This window comes from Pontibacter sp. T17 (assembly GCF_057219875.1).
Map to the genome: position 1 here is coordinate 1,494,511 of NZ_JBXVVW010000001.1, position 20,754 is coordinate 1,515,264.

Sequence of the window (20,754 nt, forward strand, 5' to 3'; positions counted from 1 at the left end):
ACCTGACTGTAACCGGGGCGTGGCCCACAACCCCACGCCCCTTTTCGGAAACCGAACTCACAGGAACATGTCTACACCGGTCAATACTCCTCCCTCCGCCCCGACCGGTGCCGCGCCTGGCGATGAAGCCTTCCGCGACACAATCGGCACGCTGACCGCCGACGGCAAACGCCGCTGGATCTTTGCCCGCAAGCCCGAAGGCAAATGGACCGACCGCCGCACCCTCGTCTCGGTGGTGCTGCTGACGGTGCTGTTCGCCGCCCCCTTTGTCCGCATCGATGGGCACCCCCTGCTGCTGCTGAACGTACTGGAGCGCCGCTTCGTGGTGTTTGGGCAGCCCTTCTGGCCACAGGATACCTTCCTGTTCGCCCTGCTGATGCTGGCGGGCCTGCTGTTCATTGCGCTGTTTACCGTGGCTTTCGGCCGCCTCTTCTGCGGCTGGGTCTGCCCCCAGACCATCTTCATGGAACATGTGTTCCGCCGCATCGAATACTGGATAGAAGGCGATGCCCCCGCCCAGAAGGCGCTGGCGCAAAGCCCCTGGACCAGCGAGAAAATCCGGAAGACGGTGCTGAAACACGGCATCTTCTACGCCATCTCGTTTCTCATCGGCAACGTTTTCCTGGCTTACATCATCGGCTCGGAGGCCGTCATCAAGCTGATAACCGACCCGCCCGCCCAGCATCTCACGGGCCTGTTTTTCATGCTGGCTTTCAGTGCGGTGTTCTACCTGGTGTTTGCCCGCCTGCGCGAGCAGGTGTGCATAGCTGCCTGCCCCTACGGCCGTTTGCAGGGAGTATTGCTGGACCGCGAGAGCGTGGTCATTTCCTACGACACCGAGCGCGGCGAGCCCCGTGGCAAAATCCGCAAGGGCGAAGAGCGCACCCACGGCGACTGTATCGACTGCCACCTCTGCGTGCAGGTGTGCCCCACCGGCATCGACATCCGCAACGGCACCCAGCTGGAGTGCATCAACTGCACGGCCTGCATAGACGCCTGCAACCCCGTGATGAAGAAAATCGGCAAGCCCGAGGGTCTCATCCGGTATGCCAGCGCTGCCGAGATACAGGACAAGCGGAAGTTCCGCTTCACAGGCCGCATGATGGGCTATACCGCCGTGCTGACAGTGCTGCTGGCGGGCATTGTGACGCTGCTGGCCACCCGCACCGACGTGGAAACCACGCTGTTGCGCATGAAAGGCACCACCTTCCAGAAGCTGGACGACGGCAGCGTGCAGAACCTGTATCAGCTGCAACTGGTGAACAAAACGTTTGACGCCCAGAGGCTCCGCGTGAAAATCGTGGGGCTGGACAGCCGCCTGACCCTGAACCCCGGCAACCCTGACGGGACGCTGGAGGTGCCGGGCACCAACGAGGGTGGCGTGAAAGACTGCATGCTGATCGTGTCGGCCACACCAGCCGCCCTGAAACAGCCCCACACCGACGCCCGACTGGAAATCTGGCGTACCCTGCCCAACGGCGAAGAAGAACGCCTGGCTTCGGAAACCCTCAACTTTATGGCACCCCAACAATGAGTACAAAACTGAACTGGGGCACGGGTCTGGCGCTGAGCCTGGGAGCATTCATGCTTTTCATCCTCAGCTTTCTGTGGCGGGCCATTACCTCTGACACCGTACGCGGCGACGAGCTGGTTAGCAGCCGCGCCTATGAAGACGGTCTGGACCACGAGCGCACACTGGTTGCCCTGCGCAATGCGGCAGCCCTGGACGAAGCGCTGCAGGTAGATACAAAGGCGATTGGAGGAGTTTCGCTGCGTATCGCGCCTGCGGCGCTTCGGCCACCTGTGCGCGGCCAGATCAAATGGGTGCGACCCGGCGACCCGGCTGCCAGCTTCGAACTGCCGCTGTCGGTTTCGGCCGAGGGCACGCAACTGATTCCGTGGGGGCTGTTACGCGATGGCGCCTGGCGCCTCACCGTCACCTGGGATGCCGCTGGCACCCCCTATCGCGTAGAACAGGAACTGTATTTGCCGCCTGCGCCTGCCGCTGCTGGACAGAAGAAAGGAGTTGCCAATGTGGGATTTCGTTAGCCCCGACCTGGCCTATGTGCTCTCGGCGCTGACGCTGGGACTGGCGGCCAGTCTGCACTGCGGGGCCATGTGTGGCCCGCTGGTGGCGCTGCTGGGCGGCCAGAGTATCCGTTCGGGCATCGTCTATCACGTAGGGCGCATTGGCACGTACACGGTGCTGGGGGTACTCTTTGGTACGCTGGGGCGGAATCTGGCGCAGATGGGGCTGCATCAGGGGCTCAGTATTGCGGCAGGTGTTGCCATGCTGGTGCTCATTGTGCTGCAATACGCCCCGGTGGGCAGCCGCTTCACGCCCGGCTGGATGGTACGGTTTCAAGAGGCGCTGCGGCATGCGGTGGCCCGGCTCATGGGCCGCGAGCCTGGCATGTTGCGCACACTGGGTATGGGCGCGCTGAATGGCCTGTTGCCTTGTGGCATGGTGTACGTGGCGCTGGCGGGTGCGTCGGCGGCGGGTACTGCTCCTATGGCGGCGCTCTTCATGGCGCTGTTTGGCCTGGGCACGCTGCCCCTGCTGGCCGCGCTGACGGCGGTGCACAAACGCGCACGACAATGGCTCTCGCCCTTCTGGGGGCGCAGGCTGGCCGTGGGGGCCGGGATAGTGGTGGGCCTGATGCTGGTAGTGCGCGGGCTGGACCTAAACGTGCCCTACCTGAGCCCGCACCTGGTGCCCACCCACGCCGAGGCGCTGGCAGGCACACCGGTGTGCCACTGAGGGGGGCGGTTCGCCATACATCCACGTCTCCCGATTTATCGGGACTACTTTTGGGATGCCAGTGGCATCCCAGCTCTACTGGCGGGGAAGGCGGCAAGCCGCCTATAGGTAGATTTCTCGCTGCGCTCGAAATGACGTGTAGAAGTGAAGCCTTCCGTCTTCAATGCGAAGTTGCCGTAAGGCGGCCAGTCATCGAATCACGTTTCGTTGTAGTTTGTGGGGAAGACGAATCCTCTTCCCTGCTACTGCCATGACCCGGAATCCTCTGCTCTGGTGGCTGGCCTTTACCATGCCGCTGGGCCTTCATCTGCTGATGCGTCTGATAGCCCTGGGCATGCCCGCCCAGCCTGTGTCCGAAGGTGCAGTGTATGTACACGAATGGAAGCTGGTGACGGCGCTGGTGTACGTGACCCTTCTGGGGTGGCTGCTGTGGCTGGGGTTTCGCACACGACAACAGGGCACACTGCCCGTGAAGCGCCTGTTTGTGTTGCTGGCCGGCATGCTGCTGCTGGACCTGAATATCGCCGAGACGGTGCTGCTGCTGATGGATGGGCAGGTGCAGTGGCCTGAGGGCTGGCCACACCTGGCGTTCCTTTTCTCCGATCTGGTGCCCCCGGCCGTGCTGCTGGCGGGTGGGCTGGAAGCTGGACGTGCATAGCTCGTTTTCACCCTGGTATCTGACCATTTCAAGGATGAAAAGGCCGTGGCTTGAGTCATTTGCCTAAATTGGCTCTGCACCCCTATCGTAACAAAGACCCCTTTTCCGTGAAACGATATATCCAAGAGGTCTTGGCACATCCTACACGCCGTCTAACTGCTATCTATCTCGCTGCAATGGGTGCCATTGTGGCGATTTCAATTGCAGGGATGTACCTGCTGGGGTGGGGGTTGGAGAAAATAGAGAACGACGCCTGGGCTGTAAACCACGCAGGCATGCAACGGATGCGCAGCCAGCGGGTGGTGGGGCTGATTTATCGGTTGGCAGAGGAGTGGGAAGAGAACGACACCAATGCGGTGGCAGAGAGCCGAGCCGAGCTGAAACTGCTGCTGGACCAGTGGGCCTCGGAAGAGGGTGAGCTGCTGCGCATGCTGAATGACCGTAATTCTTCGGCCAGTGGCGATGATACCCTGCGGATCCTTTACCAACGAATCACTCCCCTGCGGCAGCAGCTGACCGCCAAAGCCTGGGAGCTGCTTTCACTGTCGCAGCGCCCCTATACTCCCGGCGCATTTCAGGCAGCGCAGCGCCAGGAGTTGTCGCAGCTGAGCGACGATTTTCTGGCCCACATGAATGAGGCGACTTTCCGCTACGCCGCGCTCTCGTTACAGGAAATCAAGTTTATTGAGTTGCGGGGTATGCTGCTTCGGTTTCTGGTGATTGTGGTGGCGTTGTTGCAGGCGCTGCTGCTGTTCCGGCCAACAGTGCGGCGCATTCATCTGCTGATCAAAGACATACAAGCGGCAAATGCCCTGTTGCTGTCGCAGCAGGAAGAATTGCAGGCCTACAACGAGCAACTGGTGACCACCGAGGAGGAGCTGCGCAGCAACAGTGAGCAGCTGGAGAAAATCAACGAAGAGCTGCGGACCAACCGCGACAACCTGCGTCTGATGTTGGGCAGCGCGCCCATGACGCTGTTTTCGCTGGACATGGAAGGACAGATAATGATGATCGAAGGTACCATCAGCAAGCACCTGACAATGAAGCCCGACCAGCTGTTGGGGCAGAACTACTTTGAGCTGAACGCAGCCGATACCAAGGCAATAGCAGCCATGCGGCGGGCAATGACCGGAGAGCGCGTAACCAACCGGCGGGTGATTGGTGAGGTCCATTACCAGAGTGTGCTATACCCCATGTTGGGTGCCGATGGGCGGCAACGAGGAGTAGTAGGTGTTTCCATTGATATCAGTGACCTGGAAAAAGCCCAACTGGAACTGCGCGACCAGAAAGAGCAGCTGGAGCAGATGAACCGGGTGTTGGAAGACAACCAGGCGCGCTTGCGCACCGTGCTGGACAATGCCCCCATGGCGCTGATGGGCATGGACCTGGGAGGCAGACTGACCTTTATGGAGGGCAAGGCGCTGCCGCTGCTGGGCGCCGACAGCAGCCGCGAGTCGTCGGGGCGCAACATATTCGAGGTGTTTGCCCAGAACGCCGAGCTGCTGCTGAACCTTAAGCGGGCCGTTGCCGGTGAGCGGTTTCAGGCTGTGGGCCACTTCAACGACCGGGTGTTTGAGCATGCGTTTTCGCCGATCCGCGACGGCGAGGGGCAGTTGCAGGGATCTCTGTGTCTGTCCATCGACATTACCGATCGGTTCAAGGCACAGAAGCAACTTTCGGAAGTGAACGCCGAACTGATGGCCCAGCAGGAAGAACTGCGACAGAATGCCGAGATGCTGGAAACGGTGAACACGGAATTGCAGGCCTCTCGTCAGGAGGCACTGGAAGCACAGGGCCGTGCGGAATCGGCGTCGAAAGCCAAGAGCGAGTTTCTGGCCAACATGAGCCATGAGTTGCGCACTCCGCTCATTGGTGTCATCGGCTACGCACAACTGCTGCTGGATTACAGTGACCTGGCCGACGAGCACAAGGACAAACTGCGGGTGATAGCCCAGAGTGGCGAGCACCTGCTGGACCTTATCAACGACGTGCTGGACCTGGCGCGCATCGAAGCCGGGGCCGTGCAGCTGGAACTGCAACCCCTGGACCTGGAGGCATTGTGCGAGGAAATGCGGCAGGCGTTCAGGCTGCGCTGTGGCCAGAAGCTGCTCGGGCTGGAAGTGACGCTGGGAGCTGACGTTCCCAAGCGGGTGAAGGCCGACAGCCGCAAGCTGAAGCAGGTACTCATCAACCTGATGGGCAATGCCGTGAAGTTTACGCAGCAGGGCGAAGTGCGTCTCACAATTGAGCGGGAGGGACTGGGCCTGCGGTTCAGGGTATCGGACACTGGGCCCGGCATTCCGGCCGACCAGTTCGACCGCATTCTGCAGCCCTTTCAGCAGATACAGCAGGCCGATGGCCGCGTGGAAAGCGGCAGCGGGCTGGGGCTGGCCATCGTCAATAGCTTTCTACAGCTGATGGGCACCAAGCTAGAGTTGCAGAGCGCCATTGGTGTGGGCAGCCGATTCTCATTCTATCTGGAACTGGAAGTGCTGGAAGTGCCCGCCAAGCCCGAGCGCAAGGCCACCCGTGACCGAAAGGTGATGGGCTACAACCGCTCGAGCCCTGTTCGGGTGATGATTGTGGACGATGTGGAGCTGAACCGTCGCGTGGCCGCCAACGTGTTGCAGACCGTTGGCTTTGAGGTGGCAACTGTAAGCAGTGGCGAGGAGTTTCTGGCGGAAGTGATGGGCTTTGCACCCGAAGTGGTGCTGATGGACATCCGCATGGGCGGGATGTCGGGCGTGGAGGCGTTTCTGAAGATGCGGGAACTGCCACTGGCCCATGTGCCCAAGGTGCTGGCGGTGACGGCCAGTGTGCTGGACAAAGACCGGGAGCATGTGCTGGAGCAGGGCTTCGACGGGTTTGTGGGCAAGCCGTACCGCCCAGCCGACCTGCTGACGGTGATTGGCCAGCAGCTGGGGCTGGAGTACCGCTATGCGGAGTAGGGGTGGCCTTCACAAAAAGGTTGAGTGTGGTGGGCTGGATTGGGCGTAAGTCGCGCCAGCATGGCCGTGGACGCATTGCAGGAAGCCCAGGTGGAACCGTTGTAGTGGACGCCGGCAGCGAAGTTGAGGGTGGCAAGCCAGGTGTTGTCTCAGCTTTTGGCCAGCAGCACCGTAAGCTCAAAGGGCGTAAACGCCGGCGGAATGCAGAAGGCTATCCACCAGGTTGAGGTGATTGTCGCGCGGGTAAGTCGGGTTGCAGGCGGGTCTGGTTTCGGACGATGTGATTTTATTGTTTCGGGTGGAACTGATGCAGTTTCTGGGCAGTATGGTATTTTTGACACAGCAAACGGCCTGATGCAGAAACTCGGTGTATACCTGTTTATGGTCCTGTACCTCAACATCCTGTTTACACAGGGTAACGAGGCGGGCATGCCGTATGCTTCCAATGGCCCAGCTGATGCCATTAACGGGCTTTCCGAGTTTGTTTCGGAGGTGCTTCTAGGGTATGTAGACGACATGCCCGAAGACGAAGATGCTGACGAGAGCGCAAGTTTTGCCTCCAACAGTCTGCCTGAAATACTACTTCCAGGCATCTGTCGCTTGCAGGCTGTAGCTATGGCCTGCCGACTGGATTATGGGTTGTCCATTTTCGTGTCAACAGTGGCCGGCCCCGCACTGGAGATTGCAACTCCGCCCCCCAAGGAAGACTGACGGACGGTTTGCCTCCAGGCATTGGCCTGCCCACACAAGTGTGTAGGGCGGCTGTCACTGTTATTCTTCCAAAAACATGAAAACCCTTTTTTGGGGGGCTTTTAGCCTTCTATCGTTCTTTTTTGCGGGCTGCACTGCGCATCGGGAAAATACCGAGCAGCCGCTGGCCTATCCAGTAGGTCTGGTGCAGGCGTTGGATACTACCTATCAGACAGAATACGTAGCCGACATTCATTCGGTGCGGAAAGTGGATGTGCGCGCACGGCAGCGCGGTTATCTGGCGAAGGTGCACGTTGATGAAGGCCAGACTGTGTCGGCTGGGCAGCTGCTGTTCACGTTTGACAGCCGACTACAGGAGGAAGCCCTTGCCAAAGCGCGTGCGGCACTGAGCGAAGCGCAGGCGGCCTTGCGCGCCACAGAAGTGGAGCTGCAGAACACTGAGGCATTGCTGGCCAAGAAGATAGTGTCGAGGAGTGCACTGGAAAAAGTGCAGGCACAACGCGATGCTGCACAGGCGCAGGTAGAGGCGGCCCGGGCTGCCATTTCAGAAGCCCAACTGCTGCTGTCCTATTCGGCGGTGCGGGCGTCGTTTGCAGGCGAAATCAACCGATTGCCCTACAAGGCGGGTAGTTTGGTACAGGAGGACGAGATCCTTACCTCGCTTTCCGATAACAGCGAGGTGTTTGTGTATTTCCATGTCTCGGAAGTGGACTACCTGCAGCTGGGCAGGGAGCTGGTTGCACGCCGCGGATTGGAAGTGGCCCTCAAGCTGGCCGATGGGAGCGATTATCCGCTGAAGGGAACGATTGAGACCAACGATTCGGAGGTGGATGCAGCATCGGGGAACCTTGCGTTTCGGGCCCGTTTTGCCAATCCGCAGCGTTTGCTGAAGCATGGTTCGGCGGGTAAGGTGGTGTTGACGCACCGTATTCGCAATGCTTTCGTGATAGACCAGCGAGCTACGTTCGAGGTGCAGGATAAAGTGTGTGTCTACACAGTAGATACGGCCAACAGGGTTCAGCTGAGGTCATTCCAACCGTTGACGCGCATCAATGGCGCGTATCTGGTGTCAGAAGGTTTCCAGCCTGGAGAGCGAATAGTGCTGGAGGGTGTGCAACGGCTGCGGGGCGGTATGGTTATCGTGCCGGAAGCGCGTTCGACGGGGATAGTTGCCAACCGTAAGCCCTAAGCTGCACCGCGATGAAGTCCATATTTATCAGAAAGCCAGTGCTTTCGGCTGTGATCTCTATGATCATAGTGTTCCTGGGGCTGCTGTCGCTTGGCAATCTGCCAATGACCCAGTTCCCGAGTATTGCTCCGCCAGAGGTGAATGTGACGGTGGAGTACACGGGTGCGAATGCGGAGACGGTGACGAAAGCCGCGCTTGTTCCGCTGGAGCGTGCCATCAATGGAGTGCCTGGAATGAAGTATATGTCTTCCGATGCCGGGAATGACGGTGTGGGGGTGATTCAGGTGATTTTTGAGGTGGGGACAGACCCCGACATCGCCTCGGTGAATGTACAGAACCGGGTGGCGGCGGTGATGGGCGAGCTTCCGGCGGAGGTGATCCGTAACGGGGTGAAGATTGCGAAGGAAGAAAACGCCATGCTGATGTACCTGAACCTGTACAGCAGCGACACCACACTGGAGGAGAAGTTCCTGTACAACTTTGCCGACATCCAGGTGCTGGCCGAGCTGAAACGGATTAAAGGAGTTGGGTATGCAGATATACTGGGTGCGCGGGAGTATGCGATGCGGGTGTGGCTGAAGCCCGACCGGATGCTGGCCTACGGGATCTCGACGGCCGAGGTGGCGGAGGTGCTGCAGGCATTCAATGTAGAGGCTGCCCCGGGGAAGGTCGGCGAGAGCTCGGACCGAAAGGCCCAGTCGTTACAATATGTTATTCGCTACACTGGCCGCTATCAGACCCCGGAGGAGTATGGTGACATACCGGTGCGTTCGGAGGTTGGGGGGCGGATCATTCGTCTGCGCGACATTGCCGAGGTTGAGTTTGGCACCACGTATTTTGATGTGGAGTCCAAGCTGAATGGCAAGCCTGCCGCGGCCATCATGATCAAGCAGCTGCCGGGGTCGAATGCCAGTGAGGTCATTGCGGCCATCAAGCAGCGCATGGCCGAGTTGCAGGCCGAGGTATTTCTTCCGGGTATGTCCTATGAGTTCAGTTACGATGTCTCCCGTTTTCTGGATGCGTCGATACATGAAGTGGTGAAGACACTGATAGAGGCATTCATTCTGGTATCGCTGGTGGTGTTTGTGTTTCTGCAGGACTGGCGGTCGACGCTGATTCCGGCGCTTACGGTGCCTGTATCATTGGTTGGGGCATTTCTGTTCATGCACATGCTGGGCTTCTCGCTCAACCTGATCACGCTGTTTGCCTTGGTACTGGCAATCGGTATTGTGATAGATGACGCCATTGTGGTGGTGGAAGCGGTGCATGCGAAACTGGAAGAAGGCGAGACAGACGTGCGGAAAGCCACGGAAGCAGCACTGGAAGAAATCAGCGGTGCTATTGTGGCCATCACTCTGGTAATGGCGGCGGTGTTTCTGCCGACGACTTTCCTGTCGGGGCCTTCGGGCATCTTCTACAAGCAGTTTTCGGCAACCATGGCTTCCGCCATAGTGCTGTCAGGGGTTGGGGCTCTGACGCTGACGCCTGCCCTGTGTGCACTCTTTCTGCGTCCTATGGCTCACGGCCACCATCACAGTGGGTTTTTTGGGAAATTCAATCGGTGGTACGACCGCTCGGCGCACCGGTATCAGGGGCTTCTGCGCCATTTTATCACACGGCGGATGGTTACGTTCGGGGTGTTGGCTGCCTTTCTGGTATTTACCGGGATCCTGTCGCGGCTGCAGCCTTCCGGATTCATTCCGAATGAAGACCAGGGGACATTCTATGTGAGTATCACGACACCTGCGGGCGCCACACTTGAGCGGACAAAAGCTGTAGTGAATGAGGTGCAGCGAATTGGACAGTCGGTGCCTGAAATCGCATCGATTGCGACGCTGGCAGGCACCAACATACTCTCGGATGGTACTGGCGCAACGTATGGTACCTGCCTGGTGAATCTGGTAGACTGGGAGGCCCGTGGCCGTTCCTCAGTCGAAGTGATGGAAGCGCTGGAAGAGGCCACGCGCCATATCCGCGATGCCCGTCTGGAGTTTTTCCCGCCACCGCCAGTGCCAGGATATGGCAACGCAAGTGGTTTTGAGCTGCGCCTGCTGGACAAAACGGGCACAGGTGATCTGAAGCAGATGGAGCAGGTGGTTCAGCAGTTTATCGTGGATCTGAAACAGCGACCGGAGATTGCGTCAGCCTTCACGATTTTCGATGCCAGCTTTCCGCAGTATCTGCTGCACATAGACAAGGACAAAGCAGCCCAAAAGGGAGTGACAATTGCGGCGGCCATGGGCACACTGCAAACGCTGTTGGGCAGCGAGTACGCTACCAACTTCATCCGCTATGGGCAGATGTACAAAGTGATGGTTCAGGCTCTGCCGGAATACCGTTCGCGCCCGGAAGACATACTGTCGCTGTATGTGAAAAGCGAGCGAGGCGAGATGGTGCCACTGTCGAGCTTTGTACGACTGGAGAAGGTGTATGGCGTAGACCAGTTGACGCGCTACAACATGTATCCGTCGGCCGAGCTCAATGGCGAGCCTGCCGAGGGCTACAGCAGTGGCAGTGCCTTACGGGCCATTCAGGAAGTAGCGCAGTCGACACTGCCCAGAGGTTATAGCATAGACTGGGCGGGCATATCGCGAGACGAAGTACAGTCGGGCAATCAGGCGCTGTACATATTTCTCATCTGTCTGCTGTTTGTGTATCTGCTGCTGGCGGCACAATACAACAGCTTTCTGCTGCCGATGCCGGTGATTCTCTCACTGCCGACCGGGATTTTCGGTGCCTTCTTTCTGCTGTGGGCCATGGGCCTTGAGAATAACCTCTACGCACAGATAGCGATGGTCATGCTGATAGGCCTGCTGGGCAAGAATGCCATTCTGATAGTAGAGTTTGCCGTGCAGCAGCAGCGAGATGGCCTGCCGATTGTGGATGCGGCAATAGCGGGTGCCCGGATACGTCTGCGCCCCATTCTGATGACTTCATTCGCATTCATCGCCGGGCTGATTCCCTTGGTGATAGCAACAGGGGCAGGCGCCATAGGTAACAGAACAATTGGGGCAGCGGCAGCCGGGGGCATGCTGTTTGGTACACTGTTCGGTGTGCTGGTGGTGCCTGGGCTGTACGTGGTCTTTGTGCGTCTGGAGAAACGGCGTTCGGGGTCTTTGACCTCTTCGCAAACAGAAGGAGGTGCACAATGAACCACTGCCAGAACTTCGGATGCTGGTTGTTTGCCCTGGTACTGCTGTTGACGGGTTGCGGTATTCGGCCCCAGCAGACTCCCAGTACGCGGCTGTCACTTCCGACTGCTTATCCGGTTGACAGTCTGCCAGCCGCACCGGATACCATTCTGCCCAGCTGGCGGTCTTTCTTCAAAGACAGTATACTGGTGTCGTTGATTGACACCGCGCTGGAGCAGAACCTGGAGCTGTTGGCAAACGACCAGCAGGTGATGCAGCGCAGGGCGGAGGTATTGGCTGCCCGCGCACCCTTGGCTCCAACAGCAGAGGTGGGAGCCAGCGCAGGCCTCCGGCGCTTTGGTCTTTACACGATGGATGGGGCAGGCAACATCACTACCGACATACTTCCGGGCCAGACTGTGCCGATTCTGCTGCCCGATTACTTCCTGGGTTTCCAGTCTTCATGGGAGGTTGACCTGTGGGGCAAACTCAAGAACCGGAAGCGTGGGGCGGTAGCCCGTTATCTGGCCAGTGTGGAAGGGCGGAACCTGTTGGCAACCGACGTAGTGGCCCAGACGGCACTTGCCTATTACGATCTGCTGGGGCTGGATGCTGTGCGTGCCATAGCTGACAGCAGCCTGCGCCTGCAACGCCAGGCGTTGGAACTGGTGCGTATACAGAAGGAAGCTGGCAATGAAACCGAGCTGGGAGTGAAGCAGCTGGAGGCGCAGGTGTTTGAAGTGGAGGCCTTGCTGCGGGAAAACGCCCAGCAGACAGTGGAGGTGGAAGCGCAGCTGAACCAACTGCTAGGGCGCTTCCCAGGTGTGGTGAGCAGATCGGAGGCAGGTTTTACGCCTGCGTCGCTACAGGAATTGTGGGCTGGGCGGCCATTGCTCTTGCTGCATAACCGACCGGATCTGCGCCGGGCCGAGTTGGAAGTGCAGGCAGCAAAGGCTGAACAGTACGCTGCCGCCTCTCAGCTGTTGCCCTCGCTTCGGCTCGCTGGTGGTGTTGGTTTGCAGGCATTTCGTCCTGACCTGCTTTCGCGCACACCTGAGTCGGTCGCCTTGAACCTGCTAGGTGGGCTTACGGCGCCACTGCTGAACCGGCGCGCGCTCAAAGCTGCCTTGCAAACCGCCAATGCACAGCAGTTAGAGGCGGTATATGGCTATCACAATCAGATTGTTATCGCATACAGAGAGGTATATGTCGAGCTGAAGCGGCTTGAGAATCTGCAGGCAATCGCCGAGGCCAAAACACGGCAGGCGGATGCTGCATTGGATGCCGTACAGATTTCGACAGAGCTGTTCCAGACCGGCCGGGCAACCTACCTGGAGGTGTTGGTAGCCCAGCGGGCTGCTTTGGAGGCCAATCTGGAATTGGTGTTGGCCAAGACCGCGCAACTAAAAGCCAGGGTCACAATGTACCGGGTTTTGGGCGGCGGGTGGCAATGATTTTCAATGTTTTTATGGGAGGGGGTGGTTTTGATACTGCGTCCTCCCTTTACTGAATCAGCACTGGCATTATGTATTGGCGACAGTTTTTAAAACTAATCTACGGTCTTCTTTTCAGGTTGCTGAAGCGAATCCGTACGGTATGGGCCAAGAGGCGGGATTCATTGCCTCCAGGTGTTGATCGCCCTTAAACCGCTATTTTGGAGCGGCTATTTCCAGTTGAGAGCGTACTCCGCTGCTAGTGGAATAAGTGCGTTACCGCAGCGGTGGGGCTGGGCGGTTTTCAGTAGAGGGAGAGGTACAATTTTTGGAGTCGCCAAAGTGCCTCAACGGGCCCAGATTGTGGGTCTAAGCTAGGTTTCTCGGGCGTTTTTGAGGCAGGATTTTGAGAGATTTTTTGAGATGCGGCGGGAGGTGTGCTGGTAGGGCGGGGTGCCGTGGCGAGGTTGAAGGCGCCGATGAGCTGAAGCTCTTTGCCGTTGTACTGGTAGCGGTTTTGGTAGCCGGGGAGTTCAAATGTACCGCTGACGGCCCGATAGCCGAGGGGCATGTAAACGAAGCGGTGCACGATATCGGCGTCGCCATCGTTGTCGACGTCTGCAAAGCCGATGCGGGTGCTGCCGAGGTGGTCCTGAAGGGTGTAGACGTAGGTGAAGGAGCCGTCGGGGTTGGCGTCGAGGCTGTGGAAACGCTATTCATCCATATATTTGGAAAGCAGCGAAGGGTGCCCCCGGTATCTGTCCATCTTGTGTGACTTAAGGATCCTGTATAGTTTTTTGTCGTTAAAAATTTTACTGAAATTCTCACCATACATAATCTGCTCTATCAGTCCCCTTCTGAATAGAGCCTCGTTATCCTTTTCTTTTTGATTTAGTAATTCAAGAATTTTGTTTATTTTTTTAATGTACTTATCATCTAATGTTATTCTATAGCAGTATGCGCAAAGCTTTATGGTAAATGCTGGTGTATGTTCTTTTTTTAAAATTTCATTCATTATGTCTATAATATCAAGCCAATAGTACATTCCATACATATAGAACGTATAATCTATTATTGGAATATGTATTGATGATAAGTTCTCATTTTTAATTATTTTATAGTATTCCTTTATTTTGTTAAAATCAATAGAAATATCTTGATCTATGCATTCAAGCATGATATAGCTAGTGGAAGCCGAGCTCCCCATTTCTTTATGGATTTCAACAATTCTATTTGCTAAATAGGAGAGCAGTCTTTTAGATGTTATCTTCTTAGCGTCCAATAGCTCGAAGAACTCGTTGGGCGAGTTAATAGCAAGGTTGTAATAGAATTCGAATTCGCTTCGCTTCATAGTAGTGGCTGCTTAGTCATTGCCTTCTTTTCCGTCTCCCTGACGGTCACGCCATTCTTTGTCCACTTCCTCTCTTCGCCGTTCTTCTTCTTCTTTTCTGCGTTGTTTTTCTTCTTTGTCTTTCTTTTTTTCATCTTTGCTTTTTTGAGGTGGTGTTTTGTCTTCGCGATTTTGCCTTGATCGTCTTTCGCCATCTTCTTTTTCTTGTTTTTTTAGTTTTAATTTCTCTTCATTGGTTAGAGGCTCCCCTCTGGCTACTTTCTCTCGTAGCCTTTCGGCTTCTTCTGGTTCAAGCGCATGATTACCTATCGAGGCTCTCAAAATGCCTTTCTCATTGAGCTCTGTTCCAATAGTGATGTCCGCTATTGCAGACATTATTTGCGATAAACTTGCCCCACTTTCAAATATAGTATTGATGTCAAAAAGGAATGCCTCCAGTATTTCAATACCCGCCGCACTTAAATCGGCTTTGGTTAAGGGACGGCCTACACGCTGCCATATCTTGTAAGCTTTGTATGCGGCTCTTGCAATAGCTACGGCAGGGCCAGGGCCACGGCCATCTGGGTCAATGTAGGATAATGGATTGTTGTAAACATAGTTATATGGGCTGAAATCCCAAAACTTATCCGCCAGGGGATCAACGACATGCCAGCGGCCGAGGGCGGGGTCGTACTGGCGGGCGCCGTAGTCGAGCATGCCGAGGTTGAGGCTGCCGATGAGCTGAAGCTCTTTGCCGTTGTACTGGTAGCGGTTCTGATAGCCAGCGGTTTCGTAGGTGTGGGTGGGCGTGCGGTAGCCGAAAGGCAGGTACACGAAGCGGTGCACGATATCGGCGTCGCCATCGTTGTCCACGTCGGCAAAGCCGATGCGGGTGCTGCCGAGGTGGTCCTGAAGGAGCTTTTGAGGCTGTTTAAACTTGACTTTGGTTCCTAAAATTGAATTTTCTTGTTGTGCTCTTCAAGTTTTATGTAAATTCCTTTCACAAATTTCTCATATTTGCCTTCTTCTATTTCCCTGCTGAATTCTTTTATCGTCTCTTTGATATTTCCTTCGAAAAGAATACTGATATCTTCTATGTTTCCCGAGTATACATTATAGTCTTCTACGGTGAAGATAATGACAAAATTTATATTTTCATCAAACACCATATAATTAAATGAGTCGCACTCATCTGATACTTTTATTAAATCAATAGTGTTAACACTGAAACTCATTCTAATAGAGTTTACGTCATAAGTAATTGTGTCTAAATCGAATTCAGATTCATTAAATACGACAAACAGTTTTTCAGTTATATGCTTTTTGAATAATAATTCGTATTTATTCATTATGTCACTGGTTATATACCCCCAGAAGTTATTTTGAGGTACGCATATCCAGTTTCTTTTTTTGCACTCCTCTAAATTTAACAAATAGCCTGAATTAAAAAATAAATTTTGTATTTTTTTAACAAACACCGCATCCTCGGATGACAATGGCGAAAAGCTTGGATTGAGGCCATGAATAATCATTGGTTGTATCGGATTTTAATCTTTTTGTGGTTTGGACTCTGAATCTCAACTACAGGACGCTGTGCCTTGTCTGTTGATTCATTTCTTCGAATAACTGTACTGCCATTTGGGCCTGGTGCGATTAGAAATTTGGGGTTTTTATCAGCAGGATTTGTAGGACCTGTTCGAATTCTGTCATTGTCATTGTTTGCTTGGTCTTCGCCACCCTCTCGGCTACGAACCTCTGATTTATCTATCTTTTCTACTTCGCTATCCTCAAGTATTTCATCGAGAGCCTCCTGTGCTTTCTCTTCAGTATTAGGTGGTCCCTTTTCCGAATCCGCGCTGCTGGATGCCTTTGCCCTCTGAGAGCGTTTCATAACGCGCACTTCTGGGCGATGAGTGTCGCCTGACAAAAATAGTAAAGAGAGGAATACGGAACCACGGCTTGCTATCCCACTACCTGTTTTTACCGTAGCTCTTCCAATACTAGTGAATGTGCTTTTTGCCTCTTCCAGAAAACCTATGAGGGGAGCATTAAGATATGCATGTTGGGCTCTGGCTTTTGGAGATGTATCCGACGCCATTCCATCTTGGTCAATGAAAAGAAGCGGATTATCGAAGGCATAATTGTATGGACTGTGGCGGCGCATCTTATCCGCCAGCGGATCCACCACATGCCATCTTCCGAGGGCGGGGTCGTACTGGCGGGCGCCGTAGTCGAGGGAGTAGAGGTTGAAGGCACCGATGAGCTGGTATTCCTTGCCGTTGTACTGGTAGCGGTTTTCGTAGCCAGGCGTTTCGGCGGAGTGGTTGCTGATACGGTAGCCGAACGGCATGTAGGCGAAGCGGTGTACCTGAAACTAAGCCTAGTTTAATCGAGTACTTAAATAATAAAGTTTTATATTATTTAACAAGTCTGTAGTTTTTTATTTCTACTTCTTCATTGTAGAAATAAAATTCAATTTCGATATCGCGATCTTTCATATACATATAATGGATCTCTTGGTCTCTTTGGCGATTTTGTAGTATCTTGAATTCTAGCTCAACAGGTATTGTCCATATCAAATTTTGATTTGGGCATGGGCAATTATTATTTAATAAAGTAGAGTAATTTATATAAGTATTTGAGTTTTTTTGTATCCATTTTGCGAATGAGCTATCTGCTATCATAAATTTAATTGCAGGTTTTTTATTTGGTCCTGATAATTCTTCGATTCCTATTTTTACTGGGAGAAAATAAATGCCTGATAGGCAATCGCTGTAATTTCCTTGAAAAATAAGGTAACCTTTTTCTCTCTTGACTCCATTATTATTGCAAGAACTGATGAGAAAAAATGTTATAAATAACATTGAGGCAGAAAGAGCTTTCATTTGTGTAAATTGTTAGGGTCTATTTCGCGGTTTTCGTCAACTATGCGATAGCCTTCAATTACGCTTGCTTTCGGGTGCCTTCTGTTGAGGTCTTTGGTATATTCCCCATATGAATCATAGTGAAATTGACTAAAATTACCACCTCGGGCACCCATGAAGTCATTCTCAAAACCATCCATTGGGGCACTAAAATCTCCTTCATAATATCGATCTTTTAGACCAATTAAATGACCTGTTTCGTGAATAATCGTGCCATAATTTTGAGAGTCTTCTGAATATATCTCGCCATAATTACTTGTTAATAGTAGTTTTTCTTCTTTAGTTCTGCCGCGTGATTCTACATGAGATCTATCACGACCTTGAGAAGTTTTTTCATTAAAAACAAGTAGATTTTCTCCAGCCCTGAGCTCTGTTCTGTCCATATTTTCACGGTATTCGTATCTTATAGCGAAAGAAACTTTAACACCGTCTTTTGATTCCCCAGGCCTAAAGAAAGCTGCGGCTCGCTTATTCAGCGCCGCAGCTGTTTCGGCAGAGGCGTTTGGGCCTGTTATATATACAGTTGCGGACACTGTTACACCTGTTACTTTACCTTCTTTGTTTCTCTGAAGGGAATAAATCACATCCTTTCCTTCCCTCCCGTCAATGTCTTTAACGCGTAGAGGATTGTTGTAAACATAGTTGTATGGGCTGAAATCCCAAAATTTACCAGCCAATGGGTCGACGACATGCCATCTTCCGAGGGCGGGGTCGTACTGGCGGGCGCCGTAGTCGAGGGTGGCGAGGTTGAGGCTGCCGATGAGCTGGTATTCCTTTCCGTTGTACTGGTATCGGTTTTGGTAGCCGGGGGTTTCGGCGGTGTGGTTGCCGATGCGGAAGCCGAAGGGCATGTAAGCGAAGCGGTTCACCTGGTCGGCGTCGCCATCATTGTCGACGTCTGCAAAGCCGATGCGGGTGCTGCCGAGGTGGTCCTGAAGGGTGTAGACGTAGGTGAAGGAGCCGTCGGGATTGGCGTCGAGGCGGCCTTCGGCGGTCTGGATGAAGTCGAGCGTGGAGCCGTTGTAGTGGATGCCGCCAGCGTAGGTGATAGTGGCGAACTGGGTGTTGTTCCAGCTCTTGGCCTGTAGTTTACGGCCGGCAGCATCGTAGGTATAAACGACGTACTGATTGGTCGAAAACCGAAGACTATCCACCAGGTTGAGATGGTTGTAGCGCTGGTGAATCAGATTCCGGTTGAGGTTCTTGGTGAGGTTGCCGTTGGCGTCGTAAAAGTACTCCTGAGCCGTAGTGGTGCGGGCGTAGTCGAAGACGGAGTATGGGCTGTTGCCGGTGAGGTAGTTGTTATGGGTGTTCCAGAGGCGGTTGCCTTGGTAGGAATACGCCACGCTATCGCCTGTGGTGGGGTTCGGGCCCGTGCGGGTAAGACCAAGGATGTTGCCGTTGAGGTCGTAGGAGATGGAGCGCTCGTTGAAGAGGCCCGTGTATCCGGCTTGGGTCCAGCGGCCTTCCGCAATGCGGTTCATGCGGTCGTAGCGGTAGTTGTAACCATAAGGAACCGTATAAATGGTGTTGGCGAGGTATCGGAAGCGCTGTCCGCTGATGTTGCCGTTGTACTGGCGGAAGGTGGAATCGGGGTGGTTTTCGTAATAGAGGTCAAACTGCCAGAGGTCGAGAGGTTCGCCGGACTGGCGGGCGAGGGATGTCGGGTTTACCCCGGTGAGCCAGCCCCGGATGTTGTAGCGGAAATCGACCCACTGCTGATAGGTGCCGTTGGGGTAACGGTGGAGCTTCTTCTGGATGACCTGCCCCAATTCGTTGTAGGTGAGGGCGCTGAGTTGCTGGGCCGGCTTCTGGTTGATGCGGTGCCACTGCTCGGTGAGGCGGCCGGCGTGGTCGTAGCGGAGGGAGTCGGTGAGGAGGAGGGTGTAGGCGGTGTCAGGGAAGACGGCGGTGTGCTTGCGGGTGGTTTTGAGGACCCATCCGGCGAAACTGTAGCGGGTCCAGATGGAGTCGGCACCGCCGATATGGTTTTGAGCAGCGGAGAAGAGGACGCGGCCTTTGTCGTCGTAGAACTGACTGGAGCGCAGCCACTTGTTTGAGCGGAGAATGCGGACGCGGCCCCCGGTCTGGAGGCCGTGGGCACTGGGCCAGGGGGTGTCGGGGAAGTCGGGGCGGGGGGTGAAAGCGGCGTCGGGGGTGCCGTCGCGGTTGAAGTCGTAGTCGTCGTACCAGGTGACGGTGAGGAGGGTGGTGTCGGTGGCGGTGGGAAAGGCCTGCCAGGTGTAGCCTGTGGCGGTGGCAGCGCGGTTTTCGAAGAGAACGGCAGCTGGGGCGTCCACCAGTTTCTGCAGGCTGTCGCGGGAGAGCTGGGAGCGGAGGATGCCGGTAAGAATGGGCCGCTTGAGCTGGTCGTACTTGGTGAAGAGCCACTCGCGGGTGGTAAGGGAGCGCTGGTTTGCATCCTGCACGAGGACAGGGAGATCGGCGCGGTTGTAGACGGTGTGAAGCCATCCGCCGCCGGGCACCTTGGACTCAATGACGCGGCCGCGCCCGTCGTATTTATACTGGAAACACCACTTGTCGAGTAGGTCGGCGGAGAGGGTGACGGTGGTGGTTGGGTCGTTCCATTCGGGCAGGGCCTTCAGGGCTTTGACGCCCTCGGGCTGGATGACGAGAGCAAGGCGCCCGAAGACGTCGTAGAGGTAGTAGGTTTCGGCCCAGAGGGAGTCGGCGGCCTGCACACTGGCTAGGGTGCGTTTGAGGAGCATGCGGTCCTGAGGGTCGGTAAAGGACTGGACGAGGCTGCCCTGCTCGTCGCGGGCCTGCGTGAGAGCGAGTTTACCGGCAGGCCAGAAGGCGGTGCTGTGGGCGTCGGGTGCTACGGGTGGCAGTTGCCAACGGCGTACGGATTGCGCCGCATTGCCGAGATAGCGGGTCTGGGCAGTTCGGCCGGAGCCGGTGGATTGTCCGGCTGCATTTCGCTGAATCTGCCAGACGGTGCCGGGCGCGCCCGTTTCGATGCTGCGGGCCTTGGGCAGGCCTTCGAGAATGTGCTCGAGGAAGGGGTTGGGGTCGCGGATGATGCCAGCGGTGGTTTCATTGTCAGAAGTATAAAACTGCTGCTGGTCGGTTTGGGCGGTGGTGCTGTACAGGCCTTCATTGCCAGCTACATAGGCGAGGTATTCTTTCTCTACCCGGCTGTAGGGGTCGTAGACCTGAATCTGCCGTGTATCGTTTTTCCCGGGAGAAGCCTGCGGATTGACGGTCTGGGCGCTACGGCCAATGCCGTCGATGTATTGTATGGCAACAGAAGCGCTGTCGAAATGGACGGTAGCGGCGTCGGCGGCAGACCTGAGATTGGGGTAGAGTGCGGTAACCTGTGCAACGTAGTTCTGGGGCTGAGATGCAAGCGCCGATACGGTTTGCTTGACGGTGACCGTGACTGTGTTGGAGGTTTTAGGCACCCCCGCGATGGTCAGCACGGCGTAGTAGCTGCCGGCTTTGCTTGCAGTGTAAGCAGGTTGATTCCCTACCTGTTGTCCATCTCGGTACCAAGCGACAGACTGCCCGGTCTGGTTGAGACTGAGGGTAACAGACTGGCCGCGGTCGAGGGCAAGCGGCCCGGATGCCTGAATGACAGGCGATTGGCCCAAGGCTCCCAGACAGATGCAGGAGAGCAGCAACGTAAGCAGTGCGCGCATGGCAGTA

Annotated in this window: 15 protein-coding genes; 9 read left to right on the forward strand and 6 right to left on the reverse strand. The window is 55.3% G+C overall.

The annotated features are described in order from the left end of the window. Positions 1-67: 67 nt before the first annotated feature. From ccoG to AC2D8O_RS06655, 9 genes are all read left to right on the forward strand, one after another. Entirely contained in the window at positions 68-1,534 is a 1,467-nt protein-coding gene (ccoG, locus tag AC2D8O_RS06615) for a cytochrome c oxidase accessory protein CcoG (RefSeq protein ID WP_484678009.1), read from the forward strand. Next, the gene (locus AC2D8O_RS06620) at positions 1,531-2,049 is read left to right on the forward strand and encodes a FixH family protein (protein ID WP_484678010.1); all 519 of its coding nucleotides are present in this window, start codon (positions 1,531-1,533) and stop codon (positions 2,047-2,049) included. Before ccoG ends, AC2D8O_RS06620 begins: the two co-directional genes overlap by 4 nt. After that, on the forward strand, positions 2,033-2,761 hold the full coding sequence (locus AC2D8O_RS06625) for a sulfite exporter TauE/SafE family protein (protein ID WP_484678011.1): 729 nt from the start codon (positions 2,033-2,035) through the stop codon (positions 2,759-2,761). The genes AC2D8O_RS06620 and AC2D8O_RS06625 overlap by 17 nt, the downstream gene beginning before the upstream one ends. A gap of 250 nt (positions 2,762-3,011) precedes the next feature. Further along, entirely contained in the window at positions 3,012-3,419 is a 408-nt protein-coding gene (locus tag AC2D8O_RS06630) for a hypothetical protein (RefSeq protein ID WP_484678012.1), read from the forward strand. Positions 3,420-3,550: 131 nt separating this feature from the next. Beyond that, on the forward strand, positions 3,551-6,367 hold the full coding sequence (locus tag AC2D8O_RS06635; protein WP_484678013.1) for an ATP-binding protein: 2,817 nt from the start codon (positions 3,551-3,553) through the stop codon (positions 6,365-6,367). 354 nt (positions 6,368-6,721) lie between these two features. Beyond that, positions 6,722-7,078: a hypothetical protein gene (locus AC2D8O_RS06640; protein ID WP_484678014.1), complete on the forward strand. Its 357-nt coding sequence runs from the start codon at positions 6,722-6,724 to the stop codon at positions 7,076-7,078. Between the two features lie 76 nt (positions 7,079-7,154). Then, positions 7,155-8,267: an efflux RND transporter periplasmic adaptor subunit gene (locus AC2D8O_RS06645; protein WP_484678015.1), complete on the forward strand. Its 1,113-nt coding sequence runs from the start codon at positions 7,155-7,157 to the stop codon at positions 8,265-8,267. 11 nt (positions 8,268-8,278) lie between these two features. After that, positions 8,279-11,419 (forward strand): efflux RND transporter permease subunit, encoded by a 3,141-nt coding sequence (locus tag AC2D8O_RS06650; protein WP_484678016.1) that lies wholly within the window; start codon positions 8,279-8,281, stop codon positions 11,417-11,419. Between the two features lie 26 nt (positions 11,420-11,445). Further along, on the forward strand, positions 11,446-12,852 hold the full coding sequence (locus AC2D8O_RS06655) for a TolC family protein (RefSeq protein ID WP_484678017.1): 1,407 nt from the start codon (positions 11,446-11,448) through the stop codon (positions 12,850-12,852). A gap of 691 nt (positions 12,853-13,543) precedes the next feature. On the opposite strand, the gene AC2D8O_RS06660 is transcribed toward AC2D8O_RS06655, so the two are convergent. The 6 genes from AC2D8O_RS06660 to AC2D8O_RS06685 form a co-directional block, all read right to left on the reverse strand. Then, entirely contained in the window at positions 13,544-14,182 is a 639-nt protein-coding gene (locus tag AC2D8O_RS06660; RefSeq protein ID WP_484678018.1) for a hypothetical protein, read from the reverse strand. Positions 14,183-14,194: 12 nt separating this feature from the next. Next, on the reverse strand, positions 14,195-15,034 hold the full coding sequence (locus AC2D8O_RS06665; protein WP_484678019.1) for an RHS repeat-associated core domain-containing protein: 840 nt from the start codon (positions 15,032-15,034) through the stop codon (positions 14,195-14,197). A gap of 77 nt (positions 15,035-15,111) precedes the next feature. Further along, positions 15,112-15,693: a hypothetical protein gene (locus AC2D8O_RS06670; RefSeq protein WP_484678020.1), complete on the reverse strand. Its 582-nt coding sequence runs from the start codon at positions 15,691-15,693 to the stop codon at positions 15,112-15,114. Continuing rightward, positions 15,690-16,511 carry an RHS repeat domain-containing protein gene (locus tag AC2D8O_RS06675; RefSeq protein WP_484678021.1) on the reverse strand — a complete coding sequence of 274 codons (822 nt, stop codon included), beginning with the start codon at positions 16,509-16,511 and terminating at the stop codon, positions 15,690-15,692. The genes AC2D8O_RS06670 and AC2D8O_RS06675 overlap by 4 nt, the downstream gene beginning before the upstream one ends. 67 nt (positions 16,512-16,578) lie before the next feature. Beyond that, complete coding sequence (locus tag AC2D8O_RS06680) at positions 16,579-17,046, reverse strand: hypothetical protein (protein ID WP_484678022.1); 468 nt, start codon at positions 17,044-17,046, stop codon at positions 16,579-16,581. Continuing rightward, the gene (locus AC2D8O_RS06685) at positions 17,043-20,747 is read right to left on the reverse strand and encodes a DUF6443 domain-containing protein (protein WP_484678023.1); all 3,705 of its coding nucleotides are present in this window, start codon (positions 20,745-20,747) and stop codon (positions 17,043-17,045) included. The genes AC2D8O_RS06680 and AC2D8O_RS06685 overlap by 4 nt, the downstream gene beginning before the upstream one ends. Positions 20,748-20,754: the final 7 nt, after the last annotated feature.